This is a genomic window from Oceanobacillus caeni (genome assembly GCF_019037185.1).
Taxonomy (GTDB): domain Bacteria; phylum Bacillota; class Bacilli; order Bacillales; family Amphibacillaceae; genus Oceanobacillus; species Oceanobacillus caeni.
This window is the reverse complement of record NZ_JAHHXM010000014.1, coordinates 1-16,615: the sequence shown is the minus strand read 5'-3', so window position 1 is coordinate 16,615 and position 16,615 is coordinate 1. Positions and strand designations below refer to the sequence as shown.

Annotated in this window: 11 protein-coding genes, 2 rRNA genes and 1 other annotated feature; all 13 genes read right to left on the bottom strand. The window is 39.1% G+C overall.

Going from position 1 to position 16,615, the window contains the following annotated elements; all coding sequences use genetic code 11:
• Positions 1 to 5: 5 nt before the first annotated feature.
• On the bottom strand, positions 6 to 404 hold the full coding sequence (locus KM885_RS09450; RefSeq protein ID WP_047185922.1) for a Mini-ribonuclease 3: 399 nt from the start codon (positions 402 to 404) through the stop codon (positions 6 to 8).
• A 6-nt stretch (positions 405 to 410) separates the two neighbouring features.
• Entirely contained in the window at positions 411 to 1,811 is a 1,401-nt protein-coding gene (gene cysS / locus KM885_RS09445; RefSeq protein ID WP_060668157.1) for a cysteine--tRNA ligase, read from the bottom strand.
• The gene (gene cysE / locus KM885_RS09440) at positions 1,808 to 2,458 is read right to left on the bottom strand and encodes a serine O-acetyltransferase (RefSeq protein ID WP_047185935.1); all 651 of its coding nucleotides are present in this window, start codon (positions 2,456 to 2,458) and stop codon (positions 1,808 to 1,810) included. The genes cysS and cysE overlap by 4 nt, the downstream gene beginning before the upstream one ends.
• Before the next feature lie 141 nt (positions 2,459 to 2,599).
• Positions 2,600 to 2,812: a binding site (T-box leader), on the bottom strand.
• Positions 2,813 to 2,873: 61 nt separating this feature from the next.
• Positions 2,874 to 4,343, bottom strand: coding sequence for a glutamate--tRNA ligase (gene gltX / locus KM885_RS09435; RefSeq protein WP_047185924.1), 1,470 nt, complete (start codon positions 4,341 to 4,343; stop codon positions 2,874 to 2,876).
• 268 nt (positions 4,344 to 4,611) lie between these two features.
• On the bottom strand, positions 4,612 to 5,703 hold the full coding sequence (locus tag KM885_RS09430) for a PIN/TRAM domain-containing protein (RefSeq protein ID WP_047185925.1): 1,092 nt from the start codon (positions 5,701 to 5,703) through the stop codon (positions 4,612 to 4,614).
• A gap of 538 nt (positions 5,704 to 6,241) precedes the next feature.
• On the bottom strand, positions 6,242 to 7,615 hold the full coding sequence (radA, locus tag KM885_RS09425) for a DNA repair protein RadA (RefSeq protein WP_060668158.1): 1,374 nt from the start codon (positions 7,613 to 7,615) through the stop codon (positions 6,242 to 6,244).
• A gap of 251 nt (positions 7,616 to 7,866) precedes the next feature.
• Positions 7,867 to 10,296: an ATP-dependent protease ATP-binding subunit ClpC gene (gene clpC, locus KM885_RS09420; protein ID WP_047185928.1), complete on the bottom strand. Its 2,430-nt coding sequence runs from the start codon at positions 10,294 to 10,296 to the stop codon at positions 7,867 to 7,869.
• Between the two features lie 13 nt (positions 10,297 to 10,309).
• Positions 10,310 to 11,374, bottom strand: coding sequence for a protein-arginine kinase McsB (locus KM885_RS09415; RefSeq protein ID WP_204798455.1), 1,065 nt, complete (start codon positions 11,372 to 11,374; stop codon positions 10,310 to 10,312).
• Positions 11,371 to 11,913 (bottom strand): protein-arginine kinase activator protein McsA, encoded by a 543-nt coding sequence (locus tag KM885_RS09410; protein WP_047185930.1) that lies wholly within the window; start codon positions 11,911 to 11,913, stop codon positions 11,371 to 11,373. The genes KM885_RS09415 and KM885_RS09410 overlap by 4 nt, the downstream gene beginning before the upstream one ends.
• 149 nt (positions 11,914 to 12,062) lie before the next feature.
• A complete protein-coding gene (locus KM885_RS09405) occupies positions 12,063 to 12,524 on the bottom strand; it encodes a CtsR family transcriptional regulator (RefSeq protein WP_047185931.1) in 462 nt (153 codons plus the stop codon).
• 474 nt (positions 12,525 to 12,998) lie between these two features.
• The gene (locus KM885_RS09400; protein ID WP_240473227.1) at positions 12,999 to 13,583 is read right to left on the bottom strand and encodes an MgtC/SapB family protein; all 585 of its coding nucleotides are present in this window, start codon (positions 13,581 to 13,583) and stop codon (positions 12,999 to 13,001) included.
• Between the two features lie 577 nt (positions 13,584 to 14,160).
• Positions 14,161 to 14,275: ribosomal RNA gene (rrf, locus tag KM885_RS09395) — 5S ribosomal RNA — on the bottom strand.
• A 68-nt stretch (positions 14,276 to 14,343) separates the two neighbouring features.
• Positions 14,344 to 16,615, bottom strand: a 23S ribosomal RNA gene (locus KM885_RS09390); the annotation flags it as partial.

Sequence of the window (16,615 nt, the reverse complement as noted above, 5' to 3'; positions counted from 1 at the left end):
TTTCCTTATTCACTCCTTCCTTCGATAACTTGCACAGCCCTTTTGAGTAACTCTTCTAAACGCTCCCCGTTTTTAGCTAAGTAATGATAACCAATTAGAGCTTCAAATGCTGTACTATATCGATACGTTTGGATACTGATATTTTTTGGCGTGGATCCGGATTTTGCATTTCTCCCTCTTGCAACAATCCGCTCCTCTTCCTCTGATAAAATGCCTTGCTCTAACCATTCTAGAATAACTTCTGCTTGTGCCCTTCCCGAAACAAATGAAACAGCACTTTGATGCAATTCATTAGGCTTTATTTGACCTTTATTTAGAAGATACTCTCTAATATATACCTCATATACCGCATCTCCCATATAAGCAAGACTTAAACTTTTCATTTGTTTCACATCTAAATTCATGACTACTTATCCTCTTTTCCACCGTACTCCTTGTGGTGTATCTTCTAATATAATACCTTTACTTTTAAGCATATCCCGTATTTCATCAGCACGACCAAAATCACGATCTTTCCTAGCCTGATTACGTTCTTCTATTAAATTTTCGATATCTTCGTCTAACAGTTGTTGCTCTTGTTGAATATTAATACCTAAAACATTTAAGAGAGTAACAATTGTATCCTGGAACTTTCTTATAACATCTGTTGACGTTTGCTCTAGTTGCAGATAAACATTGGCTTCTTTTGCTAAGTCGAATAAGACTGAGATAGCATTTGCAGTATTAAAGTCATCGTCCATCTCATGCTCGAATTTTTCTCTTAACTCATTAATTCTGCCAATCCATTCCGTATGATGGTCAACTAAGTCCATACTTGTTTCTTTTCGATGTTCTAAATTTTGATAAGCTGTTTTGATTCGATCAAAACTATTATGTGCACTTTGTAATAATTCTTCCGTAAAGTTTATCGGATTTCGGTAATGAACGCTTAACATAAAGAAGCGAAGAACTTGAGGATCATACTTAGCTATTAAATCTCTTGCCAACACAAAATTCCCCAGTGATTTAGACATCTTCTCATTGTTAATATTGATATAACCATTATGGATCCAATAGTTTGCAAAGGTTTTTCCCGTATTTGCCTCTGATTGAGCAATTTCATTTTCGTGATGTGGAAAGGTCAAATCTTGCCCACCAGCATGAATGTCTATCGTATCCCCTAAATATTTCTTTACCATTGCGGAACATTCAATATGCCAACCTGGCCTTCCTTTTCCCCAAGGCGAATCCCATGAGATCTCCCCTTCTTTCGCACTCTTCCATAAAGCAAAGTCTAATGGATCATCTTTCTTTTCCCCAATCTGAATTCTAGCACCTGAACGGAGTTCATCAATGGATTGGTGAGAAAGCTTCCCATAACCTTCAAAGGCACGTGGTTTAAAATAGACATCTCCTCCGGCTTCATAAGCATATCCTTTTTCAATCAGTACTGCTATGAAGTCAATAATATCATCCATTGATTCTGTTACTCTCGGATTGTGGGTTGCCTTTTTTACCCCTAATGCATTTACATCTTCTAAATATGCATTAATAAACCTTTCAGAAATGGCAGGAACCTCTTCACCTAATTCATTGGCTGCCTTAATAATCTTGTCATCTACGTCCGTAAAGTTTAGAACATAATCCACTTTGAAATTCCGATATTCAAAATATCTACGCACCGTATCAAAGACAATCGCCGGCCTAGCATTTCCTATATGAATATAGTTGTATACTGTTGGTCCACAAACATACATGCTAACTTTACCTTCAACAAGTGGTTTAAACTCCTCTTTTTCATGTGTTAATGTATTATAAATTTTGATTGTCATACTGTTTTGTTCCCTTCTTTCAATTTGGCTATTTCCTCACGTAAGGATTCCACTTCCTGTTTCAATTCTTTAATCGTATTTGCAACAGGGTCAGGCATATTTTGATGATCTAGGTCTCTTCTCACTCTAACTCCATTTTGAACAACCACTCTCCCCGGCACCCCAACGACTGTACAATTTTCCGGAACATCTCTTACAACTACCGCTCCTCCGCCTACCTTAGAGTTTTCCCCTATTGTAATGGAGCCAAGCACTTTTGCCCCTGTAGAAATTAGTGCATTATCTTTTATAGTCGGATGACGCTTTCCCTTCTCATTTCCGGTTCCCCCTAGTGTAACCCCTTGAAATATAGTTACGTTATCACCAATTTCGCAAGTTTCACCAATAACGACTCCCATTCCATGATCGATAAAAAAACGTCTACCTATTTGGGCTCCCGGGTGGATTTCAATTCCTGTAAAAAATCTACTTAGTTGCGATATTACCCTTGCAATAAAGAATAACTTACGTTTATAAAAGGCATGTGCAATGCGATGCGCCCAAATCGCATGTATACCTGAATAAGTTAGAAATACTTCTAAATATGTTCTAGCGGCTGGATCCTGTTCAAAGACAACATCCATATCCTCTTTCATACGCTTAAATATCCCCATTTTACTTTTCTCCACCCCTATCTATTTCTATTAGAAAACTTGACATTTCCTATTAGGTTAGACAAATACCTTAGTTGCACTTAGAATGTTTTATCTTATCTCTCTACTAAAAAAGACGTCTTTGTGTAATAAATACACAGAGACGCCTTTTTGCGCGGTTCCACTCTGTTTGGAGGTTCTCTCCCAACTTGTGCTCCATTAACGGTAGAGTGCCGCTGTCATGTACTACTATTTCCATAACAGACTCCAAGGGGCACTTCAAAAATGTCACTTAAAACCGCTCTCAGCCTAGGCGATTCTCTCTGGATAAGTCAGCCACTTTCTACTTTCCCTTTTCAACGTTCCTTATATAGTTTCAATTCCGCTTTTATATTTCTAATATATTACATCTCTTTACTTTTGTGAATGGTTACGCTCCTAGTTGTTTCAAAACTTTGTCTAGGCGCGATACAATAAGTTCTTTTCCTAATAATTCAATGGCCATTGGTAATTCTGGGCCGTGCATTTGTCCAGTTGTTGCAATACGGATTGGCATAAATAGTTTTTTCCCACGATGACCGGTTTCCTTTTGCGTTGCCTTTATTTGTGCTTTGATGGAATCCTTAGTGAAATCATCTAAGTGAATTATTTTATCTGTAAACACTTGTAAAACTTCCGGAACTTGTTCTTCTTCTAAAACCTTCCTAGATGCTTCATCTAATGTTATTTCTTCTTTGAAAAACAACTCCGTCAATTCTACTATTTCTTGTCCATAACGTAATTGTTCACGATATAATTCAATAACATTCTCGGCCCACTGTCTTGTTTCAGCATCCATATCCTCAGGAAGCCTTCCAGCTTCGATTAAATATGGCATTGTTAACTCAATAACATCTTCCGTATCTCTTGCTTTAATATATTCATTATTCATCCATTTTAATTTTTGTTGATCAAAGATAGCAGCTGAAGTAGATAAACGTTCCGGATCAAAGATTTTAATTAGTGTTTCCTTATCAAAAATTTCTTCTTCACCAACCGGGGACCAACCAAGTAATGAAATGAAGTTAAATAATGCCTCCGGTAAATAACCTAAATTCTTATATTGCTCGATAAATTGAACAATATGGCTATCCCTTTTACTTAGTTTTTTACGATCTTCATTTAGAATCAATGTCATGTGCCCAAATTTAGGAGGTTCCCAACCAAATGTTTCATAAATCATCATTTGTTTAGGTGTATTTGAAATGTGTTCTTCTCCTCTTAATACATGAGAAATTCCCATTAAGTGATCATCAATCGCTACTGCAAAATTATAAGTTGGAATACCATTTTTCTTTACAATAACCCAATCGCCAAAGTCACTAGATTCAAAAGTAATATCCCCGCGAACTATATCATTAAACGTATAAGTTTTATCATCCGGAACACGAAAACGAATACTTGGTTTGCGCCCTTCCGCTTCAAAAGCTAAACATTGATCTTCCGTTAAATTACGATGCGCACCAGAATACTTAGGAACTTGTCCATTGGCTTTTTGTTCTTCACGTTCGGCTTCAAGTTCCTCTTCCGTCATATAACATTTATATGCCAAACCTTTTTCTAACAACTCATCAACGTATTTTTGGTAAATATCAAGGCGCTCTGTTTGCCGATATGGTCCATATTCTCCGCCAATATCAGCACCTTCATCCCATTCAATTCCTAGCCATTTTAGGAATTTAAACTGACTTTCTTCTCCACCTTCTACATTTCGTTTATCATCTGTATCTTCTGTACGAATAATAAACTTTCCATCAAAATGTCTTGCATATAAATAGTTAAAAAGCGCTGTTCTAGCATTACCAATATGTAAATGCCCAGTTGGACTTGGAGCATACCTTACACGAACATCGTTTGTCATTTTTGCTTTCTCCTTTCAAGTTAAAGTAAAATTATATATTTAAAGAAGACTTCCATCAGTAGGGTTTTCCTTCATCCCCACTGATAATTAGTCGCACTTATCGGACCTTTACGGGCAGTTGGTCTCACACCTACCTTCTTTGTTTCCCTAGAAACGGTGAGAGTTTTATTGCCCGTTTAGGCAGGATAAATAATTATGTATACCAAAAAGGAAAGTGATAACGAATACTGTTATCACTTCTACTCTCTCCTTATAAGTTATACCGCTTTTATAATGCTTTTTCAAGTAATTTTGGTTTTGCAAAAATCATTCTACCTGCAGAGGTTTGTAAAACACTCGTAATTAATACCTCAATTGTCTTCCCTATATAATCCTTACCTTCTTCTACAACTATCATTGTTCCATCATCGAGATAAGCTACACCTTGGTTTTGTTCTTTACCATCTTTTATTACCTGTACCACAAGCTCTTCTCCTGGTAAAACAACTGGTTTCACTGCATTTGCCAAATCATTAATATTAAGAACACGAACACCTTGTAAATCACAAACCTTATTTAAATTGAAATCATTTGTAACAATAATTCCGTCAATCACTTTTGCAAGTTTAATTAGTTTACTATCTACCTCATGAATTTCTTCAAAATCACCTTCGTAAATTTCCACTTTAACTGGTAATTCCTTTTGAATTCTATTTAACACATCTAATCCCCTACGACCACGATTTCGTTTCAATGCATCTGAGGAATCAGCTATATGTTGAAGTTCACCTAGTACAAATTGCGGAATAACAATGGTTCCTTCTAAAAAATTGGTTTGACAAATGTCCGCAATTCTACCATCGATAATAACGCTTGTATCTAGTATTTTTACTTTTGGCTCGCTTATTTCCGTTTCGTCAGAGTCCGACATTCTACGTTTTTCCTTTTTTGATGTTCTTAACAGATTGATAAATTCGTCCCTTCGTTTAAAACCAACCTGAAACCCGAAATAACCAAGTAAAATCATAATGAAGAGTGGTAGTACTTGAGATATAACATCTATATTTATATCTTGCAAGGGTATGTTAATAAAGTAAGCAATAACTAACCCAAGGATTAAACCAATACTACCAAAGAATAAATCAACAGCTGGAATTTTAATAAGAGATTCTTCAATCCATTTTAAGAAATTAACAATAAATCCGGCCACCCAATAGGAAATGAGAAAGAATATAATTGCGCCTACGACCATACCAAGATATGGGGATGTCAACCAACTTATATCAGTTAATTTTAATAAATGAATAATAGCTGGAATGTATAAGAATCCAATTGTTCCACCAAGTATTACAAAAAATAGATTAACAATAATCTTTAACAACCCATTCACCTCCTAATTCTATTATTACCGTTCATACAATAAATAATCCTAGTAATTATTAAAAAAACTCGAATTCGCCTATCCTTTTGAGAAATAATTCAAATGAATTACTCTACAGAACATACTTCCTGCATAAGTGCGTGTTCAAAAAGGACCGAGTCGGCTAAGAACGCAACGTCCTGGGATTCTGATTACTCGTCCCGCCGTAAAGATTTGTTGCAACGCTGCTCCTACATAGGGTATGCCGATGTTAGCCGCAAAGGCTGCCTTTAGTCGGCCTTTCTCTAATGCACGTCCTGTGCGTCGGAATTTCGAGGCGGTGAAGCTCCCGGTACCGGAATGTATGCAGTTCATACATAAGGGACGGATAAACGAGCATTTTCAAGAAATTCGAAGTGTCATTTTTACCGGACTTTTTGAACAACATCTATTATATATAAAAGAAAAATAATACCAATTAAATCATAGCATAGCTATGATGAACATTCCATTTGGATAAATGCTAAGAAACATCCTTTTTTTGTACAGCGATACAATACTATCGTTCTATCCCTAAATCCAATGCCTCTTGAACTGATTGAACTCCAATTACTTGGATGTCCCTAGGTGGTGTCCACCCATCTAAATTATTTTTAGGACAAATAACTCGTTTAAAACCGAGTTTGGCAGCCTCTTGCACTCGCTGTTCAATTCGAGAGACCCTTCTAATTTCTCCGGTTAGTCCAACCTCACCTATAAAAATATCATCTGGTCTAGTAGGATTATCCCGAAAGCTAGATGCAATACTGACAGCAATCGCTAAATCAATTGCTGGCTCATCTAATTTCACTCCACCAGCAACTTTTATATATGCATCCTGGTTTTGTAGCATTAATCCTACACGTTTTTCCAAAACCGCCATTAATAACGATACACGATTATGATCTACACCGGTTGCCATTCTCCTTGGGTTTCCAAAACTAGATGGGGATATTAACGCTTGGATTTCCACTAAAACCGGTCGTGTCCCCTCCATAGACGCAACAACCGTGGATCCAGACGTGCCATGAGAACGTTCCTCTAAAAATATTTCTGAAGGATTCATAACCTCTCTAAGTCCCTCTTCCTTCATTTCGAAAATCCCCATTTCATTGGTAGAACCAAAGCGATTCTTTACCCCACGTAAAATTCGATAGGTATGATGCCTTTCACCTTCAAAATAAAGAACCGTATCTACCATATGTTCTAGCATTCTCGGTCCTGCAATTGCTCCCTCTTTTGTAACATGACCTACAATAAAGATAGGAATGTTATTTATCTTTGCCAAGCGCATTAATTCTCCTGTACATTCTCGCACTTGGGAGACACTTCCTGGGGCACTAGTTACCTCTTCTTTAAATATCGTCTGAATGGAGTCAATCACTACAAAAGAAGGCTTAATTTGTTCCACATGTCTTGAAATATCAAATAAATTTGTTTCCGAGAGCACATATAGTTCTTCTGATTTAATCCCTAAACGATCCGCTCTTAATTTCGTTTGACGGGTTGATTCTTCTCCTGAAATATAAAGCACAGGTAAATGCTTATCTGCTAATTGTGCTGAAATCTGCAATAATAGTGTAGATTTACCAATTCCGGGGTCACCACCAATTAATACAAGGGATCCCATTACAATCCCTCCACCGAGAACACGATTAAACTCTTTCATAGTCGTCGTAATTCTTGGCTCTTCTTGGGATTCAATAGATGTAATCCGTTCAGGTTGGGCTACCGCACTTCTGGCTACATTAAATATATGTCTCCCTTTACCTGATGATGCTTCCATTTCCTCCACTAAAGTGTTCCAATTATGGCATCCTGGGCATTTTCCCATCCACTTTGCAGACTCATATCCACATTCCTGACACACAAACTTTGTCTTACGCTTCGCCAAGCTTCTCGTTCCCTTCTCCCTTTTAATTGTAACTTACTTTTTTAATGTATAGGTTACATCCTCCTTTCAATTAAAAGCAAATGAACCACAACTTTGCCACAATTTTTTAGTACAAAAATCTTTCTTGTCTTGGGCTTTGATTTCTCGCTCTACCATACTGAATTGCATAAGTGTTGCTAAGGTAGAGGCCAAGTTGTCTAAGATGATGGAAAAGCTAGAAGAACATTATTCTTCTAGCTTTTCATGAAAACTTATGAAAGGAGAATAAAATCGCCTTTATTACTTAAACCGATTTTCACTTTCTGTCCTTTTTCTATCGTTCCTTTTAGCATTTCTTCAGATAATAGATCCTCGATATTCTTTTGAATGGATCTACGTAATGGACGTGCCCCATATTCAGGATCAAATCCCTCGCTAGCAATCTTTTCAATTGCCTTATCAGTAAGGGAGAGGTCTATTTCTTGTTCATATAATCGGTCATGTAACTGTTTAACCATAAGCGTAACAATATCTTTCATATGCTTTCTTTCCAAGGAATGGAAGACAATTGTCTCGTCAATACGGTTTAAAAACTCTGGACGGAATGCTTTCTTTAGTTCGTTCATTACTTTAGATTTCATATCTTTATATTCTTGGTTGTCATCTTCCATTGCAAAACCAACATATTTATTTCGTCTCAATTCGCTTGCACCAACATTAGACGTCATAATAATAATTGTATTTCGGAAATCAACTAGACGGCCTTTCGAATCTGTTAAACGACCATCTTCTAATACTTGCAGTAAAATGTTAAACACTTCTGGATGTGCCTTCTCAATTTCATCAAGTAAAACTACAGAATATGGTTTACGACGTACTTTCTCAGTTAATTGTCCACCCTCTTCATAACCTACGTATCCAGGAGGTGAACCAACTAAACGTGCTGTCGCATGTCGTTCCATATATTCGGACATATCGATTCGAATCATAGCATCTTCATCAGCAAACATCACTTCAGCCAAAGCTCTAGCCAATTCTGTTTTACCAACTCCTGTTGGACCTAAGAAGATAAATGACCCGATAGGACGTTTTGGATCTTTTAACCCCGCACGTGCTCTACGAATGGCTTTAGAAATAGCTACAACTGCTTCTTCTTGACCGATTACACGTTTATGCAAAGTTTCTTCCATATTTAGTAGTCGATCACTTTCATCCTTAGTTAATTTAGAAACAGGAACCCCAGTCCAGCTTGAAACAACGCTAGCAATATCGTCTATTGTAACTTTAGAATCCATTTGTCCTTGTTTTTCTTTCCATTCTTTCTTCGTCTGTTCTAATTCCTCACGATAACGCTGTTCAGAGTCCCGTAAGGATGCTGCTTTTTCAAACTCTTGACTCTGAACTGCTGCATCTTTTTCTTTCCGAACCTCTTCTAATTTATGCTCCAATTCCTTTAAATTTGGTGGAATGGTATATGAGCGTAGGCGGACTTTAGAGCCAGCTTCATCTATTAAATCAATTGCTTTATCAGGAAGAAAACGATCTGTAATATAACGATCCGATAGGGTAGCAGCCGCTTCAATTGCATCGTCTGTAATCGTCACTCGATGGTGTGCCTCATAACGATCGCGTAATCCACCTAAAATCTGAATGGTTTCCTCCACAGACGGCTGATCTACTTGAATTGGTTGGAATCTACGTTCTAACGCTGCATCTTTTTCAATATATTTACGGTATTCGTCTAATGTTGTAGCTCCGATACATTGTAACTCTCCACGAGCAAGGGATGGTTTAAGTATGTTGGACGCATCAATTGCTCCCTCTGCTCCACCGGCTCCAATTAGTGTATGTAATTCATCGATGAATAAAATAATATTACCAGCCTGACGGATTTCTTCCATTACTTTTTTCAAGCGGTCCTCAAATTCACCACGATATTTGGTCCCCGCGACAACAGTACCCATGTCTAAAGTCATAACGCGTTTATCACTTAATGTTTCTGGAACCTCGTTATCTATTATTTGTTGTGCCAATCCTTCAGCAACAGCCGTTTTCCCTACACCAGGTTCACCGATTAGCACAGGGTTATTTTTTGTTCTTCTACTTAATACCTGAATAACACGTTCAATTTCTTTTGCTCGACCAATAACTGGATCAATTTTTCCGTCTCGAGCACTTTGGGTTAAATCTCGCGCTAAAGAATCTAATGTTGGTGTATTAGCACTTGATTGCTGGCCCCCTCTACCTTGTCGGCCGGCTTGTGATTCATTGCTACCTAATAATTGTAGGACTTGTTGTCTTGCTTTATTTAAACTAACTCCAAGGTTATTTAAAACTCTTGCAGCAACACCTTCACCTTCACGAATAAGGCCTAATAGGATATGTTCAGTTCCAACGTAGGAATGACCTAACTTCCTAGCCTCATCTTGTGAAAGCTCTACAACCTTTTTTGCGCGAGGTGTATAATGGATGGATTGCATAGGTTGTTTACCAACACCTATTAACTTTTCCACTTCCTCTTGAATTTGGCTAATCTCTAGGCCTAATGATTGTAAAGCTTTTGCAGCAATTCCATCTCCTTCACGTACAAGTCCTAAAAGGATATGCTCAGTTCCTATATTATTATGACCAAGGCGAACTGCTTCTTCCTGGCTTAACGCTAGTACTTTTTGTGCTCTCTCAGTAAATCTTCCAAACATCATAATAGCTTCCCTCCTAATTCTCTAACTGTAATCTTTCACGGATGAGTGACGCCCTAAGTACATCACGTTCTCGGGATGTTAATGTTTTCTTTGCATAGTGTTGAAGAAATCCTGGTTGTATAAGTACCATCAACTCATTAAGTATATTTCTAGAGGTATCTTTAATGATACCTAAATCTATTCCTAATCGCACGTTTGATATGCAATTAGATGCCTCTTTTGATTCGATTATTCTACTATAGGCTAGCACACCATAAGAACGAAAGATGCGGTCTTCTAATGCGGTAGGCGACTCCCTCATAATTAAATCTCTTGCATTTCGTTCATGATCTATTAGCTGATTTACTACACTTTCCAGATCGCCTACAATATCTTGCTCCGATTTTCCTAATGTGATTTGATTAGAAATTTGGAAAATATTCCCTAGCGCTTCACTGCCCTCACCATAAATTCCTCGAACAACTAGCCCCAACTGGTTAATAGCTGGCATCATTCGATTTATTTGTCCTGTGAGAGCAAGTGCTGGTAAATGCATCATAACAGAAGCACGCATCCCTGTACCAACGTTGGTTGGACAGGTTGTTAAATACCCTTTATTTTCATCAAAAGCATAATTTACCTTTTCTTCTAACCAATCATCTATTTCAAATGCTTTATCTAAAGCATGACGTAACTGTAAACCAGGAAAATAAAGCTGGATACGAAGATGATCCTCTTCATTTACCATAATAGATACTTGTTCATTTTCAGAGATTATTACTGCCGATTCATTCGTATGTTTAGCAAGATTAGGGCTTATTAAGTGCTTTTCTACTAAAACTCGCTTTTCAATAGCAGTTAATTCTCTAATAGGGATAAATTCAAAATTATGATAACTATTAAATGACTTGTTTGCATATTCTTTTTCAATAAGTTTCCTTACTTCTGCCAGTTTCTCCTCTTCAGCAATAATAGGATAAGGTATACTTGCTATATTTCTTGCTAGGCGAATGCGGCTACTCATTACAATATCACTACTCGGCCCTTCTTCACGCATCCAAGGGCTAATAGCATCATTCATAAAATGTTCGAGTGTCATGCATTATCACCTGCTTCTTTATCTCTTATATTAGCTTCAAGCTCCTTTATTTGATCCCTTACTTTAGCTGCCTCTTCAAATGCTTCATTTTCTATCAATTGCTGTAATTGACTCTTGTAATGGTTCAACTGACGTTTCATTTGTATATCATTACCTGCACGTTTAGGTATTTTTCCATAATGTTTTGTATTACCAGCATGAACACGTCTTAATATTGGATCTAATTTATCCGAAAATGTTTCATAACAAGTAGCACATCCAAACTTGCCAACTTGCTTAAATTGAGCAAATGTCATTTTACATTGTGGGCATTGCAGATCTTTCACTTTCTGCAAAGTTGGATTATCTATTTTCGACGTATCAAAATTAAAAAGACCTGATAATAAATTATGAAGAGAATAAGCTTCTTCCTCTGGATACGTCACATAACCTTTTTCTTTTGCACATACATTACATACACTTATTTCCGTCTTTTTACCATTAATAACTTGTGTAAAATGCAGTGTCGCTGGACGTTTATGACATTCTTGGCATTCCACTGTTTCTTCCCCCTTTACAACTACTGGTATTAGAAAACTTGGCATCCGCCAAGCCTTTCGGTGGATGGCTTAGTTGCACTTATGCAGACGGGAAAGATTTTATACTTTCCTACCTGCCAAGGTAATTCCCTTTGTATAGTAAATTTAAACTAAAAATACTTTAGTTGTGATAACATAGCGGTTAAGATTCTGGAACGTATTTCATCTCTTAACGGAAGGTTAAATGCTAAAGTGGTACGTTCCATGGCACTTAGCATAATTTTCGCCTCTCGTTCCGTTATAATTTCCTCTTCTAAGAGTCGATCTAGTATGTCAGTAGCCGATCGTTGGGATATAGTTGGATTAGCCATTTCAATAATCTCATCAATTAATGTAGATTTATCCTTATGCCTCACTCGCATAATACGAATGTATCCTCCACCACCACGTTTACTCTCTACAATGTAACCTTTTTCTAACGTAAAACGAGTATTAATAACATAATTAATTTGTGATGGAACACACTGGAAGCGATTGGCGACTTCACTTCTCTTTATTTCAATTGCATTTTGGCCTTTCATTTGAAAAACAGTTTTTAAATATTGCTCAATGATATCTGAGATATTACTCATCAGATCCATCCCCTCTTGCACGTTGTTAATGTCAGTATTTTCAATGCATTTGACTTTGACTATCTTTGACTATACTCTTATTATACGCCAACATTTTTGAGATGCAAATACCTTTTATATATTTTAGACAAAATTATTGAAAACAAAACCTTACACCTAATTATACGTGTAAGATTTTTAGAATCAAAAGCGGAAACTCCCTTACAGCACGTGTTCAAAAGGAAGGATAAGAGTCGGCTAAGAACTAACGTACTATTGAAACGCTACCCAACACAGGGGTATGTCGACGACGTTACCGCAAAGATTGTTTTAGTCGGCCCTCCTTTAATTCGGTTCTAGTGCGTCGGGAGTCGAGACAGCGAATTCCCCGGTACAGTTAATACGTGAGGAATGGAAAAGCGAGCTAAGGGAGGACACACTAAAGCTGGACGTGACTTTTCTTAAAAAAATATAATAAGCTAAATTAAAGCTTAATTATGATATGTTTCGTACCCCTGTTAATCTTGATAATTCATCATAAAGTTTTATTTTATCGATTCTTTTGTTCCTTTCAACTTTAATTTGAACATTTCTCATTCTTTTCTCAATATTAGTAATTTCAATAGAAAGAATTTTTACATCAAATTGTTCAAATAAATTTACTAATAAACTCAGATTCGTATTATGGTCAATAGTAATATTTACGGAAGAAAAGGAACGCCTGCTTTGAAATAACTTTTCAAAGTTATTCAGGAATACTAAGCTAATTAATATAATTAATGTAGCTAATATAGCCGCACCATACATACCTAATCCAACAACTAATCCTAAACCTGCCACTGTCCAAATAGACGCTGCCGTAGTTAAACCTCTTATTGTTCCACCGTAAACGATAATCGTACCTGCCCCTAAAAATCCGATACCACTAATTACATATGAAGGTATTCGTGCAGGGTCGAAACGTATATTACCATAAGTATCAATTAATGATGAAAAACCATAGAGCGACATTAACATCATTAAACAAGAACCAACACCTACTAAAATATGAGTACGGAAGCCAGCAGAATGATTATTCATTTCTCTTTCAAAGCCAATAAGTCCTGATAGAAGAAGTGCAATTAGTAAGCGAATTGCTATAACATAAAAGTCCTCTCCTAATATTTGATTTACGTAAACTATAGGAAATCCCCCTATCTAAAAGATATAATAACAAAACAACTCTAAAGATAGAGTGGTATTAAAATTTATGTGTCAATCCTTAATTTTATGCTGTCTTATTATAATTAGGTTCCCTGTTATCGACTTAGTATAAAGAAGACTTCCATCAGTGGAGGTTTTCCTTCATCCCCACTAATGGTTAGTCGCACTTATCAGACCTTTACACGCAGTTGATCTCCCACCTGCCTTCTTTGTTCCCAGAAATTTGAGGAGAAAGGCTTACTACCCGTTTAAATGGGATAAATTCCTTTCCTGTTACCAGAGCGTTAATACAATACTAAATATTTTTTTAATACTGTGGTGAAACCCTTTTTATGTATCGCTGGGCGCTGGAGCCGGACGTGGCCTATTCTGAATAATTATCCACATGCAGCAAATTTTATAATTTCCTAAACAAAAAAACATCTAGGTTGATTGTCCTAGATGTTTTTTATTTGCCTGGCGGCGTCCTACTCTCGCAGGGGGAACCCCCAACTACCATCGGCGCTGGAGAGCTTAACTTCTGTGTTCGGTATGGGAACAGGTGTGACCTCTCCGCCATCGCTACCAGACATTCATATTAAATTAAGGATTTATACCTTAAAAACTAAATAAGAGTAAATCAAGACATCAAAAGAATTTAGTTAAGTCCTCGATCGATTAGTATTTGTCAGCTCCACGTGTCGCCACGCTTCCACCTCAAACCTATTAACCTCATCGTCTCTGAGGGATCTTACTCATTTAAAATGATGGGAAGTCTCATCTTGAGGGGGGCTTCATGCTTAGATGCTTTCAGCACTTATCCTTTCCATACGTAGCTACCCAGCTATGCTCCTGGCGGAACAACTGGTACACCAGCGGTATGTCCATCCCGGTCCTCTCGTACTAAGGACAGCTCCTCTCAAACTTCCAACGCCCACGACGGATAGGGACCGAACTGTCTCACGACGTTCTGAACCCAGCTCGCGTACCGCTTTAATGGGCGAACAGCCCAACCCTTGGGACCGACTACAGCCCCAGGATGCGATGAGCCGACATCGAGGTGCCAAACCTCCCCGTCGATGTGAACTCTTGGGGGAGATAAGCCTGTTATCCCCGGGGTAGCTTTTATCCGTTGAGCGATGGCCCTTCCATGCGGAACCACCGGATCACTAAGCCCGACTTTCGTCCCTGCTCGACTTGTAGGTCTCGCAGTCAAGCTCCCTTCTGCCTTTACACTCTGCGAATGATTTCCAACCATTCTGAGGGAACCTTTGGGCGCCTCCGTTACCTTTTGGGAGGCGACCGCCCCAGTCAAACTGCCCGCCTGACACTGTCTCCGAACCGGATCACGGTCCTGGGTTAGAAGGTCCATACAGCCAGGGTGGTATCCCACGGATGCCTCCACGTAAGCTGGCGCTCACGTTTCTAAGGCTCCCACCTATCCTGTACAAGCTGCACAGACATTCAATATCAGGCTACAGTAAAGCTCCACGGGGTCTTTCCGTCCTGTCGCGGGTAATGCGCATCTTCACGCATCGTATAATTTCACCGGGTCTCTCGTTGAGACAGTGCCCAAGTCGTTGCACCTTTCGTGCGGGTCGGAACTTACCCGACAAGGAATTTCGCTACCTTAGGACCGTTATAGTTACGGCCGCCGTTTACTGGGGCTTCGGTTCTAAGCTTCGGGCAAAAGCCCTAACTCTTCCCCTTAACCTTCCAGCACCGGGCAGGTGTCAGCCCCTATACTTCGCCTTTCGGCTTCGCAGAGACCTGTGTTTTTGCTAAACAGTCGCTTGGGCCTATTCACTGCGGCTCTACTCCGTAGAGCACCCCTTCTCCCTAAGTTACGGGGTCATTTTGCCGAGTTCCTTAACGAGAGTTCTCCCGCTCACCTTAGGATTCTCTCCTCGCCTACCTGTGTCGGTTTGCGGTACGGGCACCTGTGACCTTGCTAGAGGCTTTTCTCGGCAGTGTGAAATCAGGAACTTCGGCCAGAAGGCCTCCCCATCACAGCTTGAAATGGCCAGGCGGATTTGCCTACCTGACTTTCTCACTGCTTGGGCGCACACATCCATCCGTGCGCATTCCTTATCCTACTGCGTCCCCCCATCGCTCAAACGGTCATGAGGTGGTACAGGAATATCTGCCTGTTGTCCATCGCCTACGCCTTTCGGCCTCGGCTTAGGTCCCGACTAACCCTGAGAGGACGAGCCTTCCTCAGGAAACCTTAGGCATTCGGTGAAAGAGATTCTCACTCTTTTTTCGCTACTCATACCGGCATTCTCACTTCTAAGCGCTCCACCAGTCCTCACGGTCTGACTTCACAGCACTTAGAACGCTCTCCTACCATTGTTCGTAAGAACAATCCACAGCTTCGGTGATACGTTTAGCCCCGGTACATTTTCGGCGCAGAGTCACTCGACCAGTGAGCTATTACGCACTCTTTAAATGGTGGCTGCTTCTAAGCCAACATCCTGGTTGTCTAAGCAACTCCACATCCTTTTCCACTTAACGTATACTTTGGGACCTTAGCTGGTGGTCTGGGCTGTTTCCCTTTCGACTATGAACCTTATCACCCATAGTCTGACTCCCAAGTTTAAGTATCTGGCATTCGGAGTTTGACTGAATTCGGTAACCCGATGAGGGCCCCTAGTCCAATCAGTGCTCTACCTCCAGTACTCATCATCTTGAGGCTAGCCCTAAAGCTATTTCGGAGAGAACCAGCTATCTCCGTGTTCGATTGGCATTTCACCCCTACCCACACCTCATCCCCGCATTTTTCAACATACGTGGGTTCGGGCCTCCAGTCAGTGTTACCTGACCTTCACCCTGGACATGGGTAGATCACACGGTTTCGGGTCTACGACCGCATACTAAATCGCCCTATTCAGACTCGCTTTCGCTACGGCTCCGTGTCTTCCACTTAACCT

Excerpts from the sequence above, each read along its gene's own strand:
- KM885_RS09405 (WP_047185931.1), bottom strand. The coding sequence starts at position 12,524 with ATGAGTAATATCTCAGATATCATTGAGCAATATTTAAAAACTGTTTTT.
- KM885_RS09415 (WP_204798455.1), bottom strand. The coding sequence starts at position 11,374 with ATGACACTCGAACATTTTATGAATGATGCTATTAGCCCTTGGATGCGT.
- KM885_RS09400 (WP_240473227.1), bottom strand. The coding sequence starts at position 13,583 with ATGAATAATCATTCTGCTGGCTTCCGTACTCATATTTTAGTAGGTGTT.
- gltX (WP_047185924.1), bottom strand. The coding sequence starts at position 4,343 with ATGACAAACGATGTTCGTGTAAGGTATGCTCCAAGTCCAACTGGGCAT.
- KM885_RS09450 (WP_047185922.1), bottom strand. The coding sequence starts at position 404 with ATGAATTTAGATGTGAAACAAATGAAAAGTTTAAGTCTTGCTTATATG.
- clpC (WP_047185928.1), bottom strand. The coding sequence starts at position 10,296 with ATGATGTTTGGAAGATTTACTGAGAGAGCACAAAAAGTACTAGCGTTA.
- cysS (WP_060668157.1), bottom strand. The coding sequence starts at position 1,811 with ATGACAATCAAAATTTATAATACATTAACACATGAAAAAGAGGAGTTT.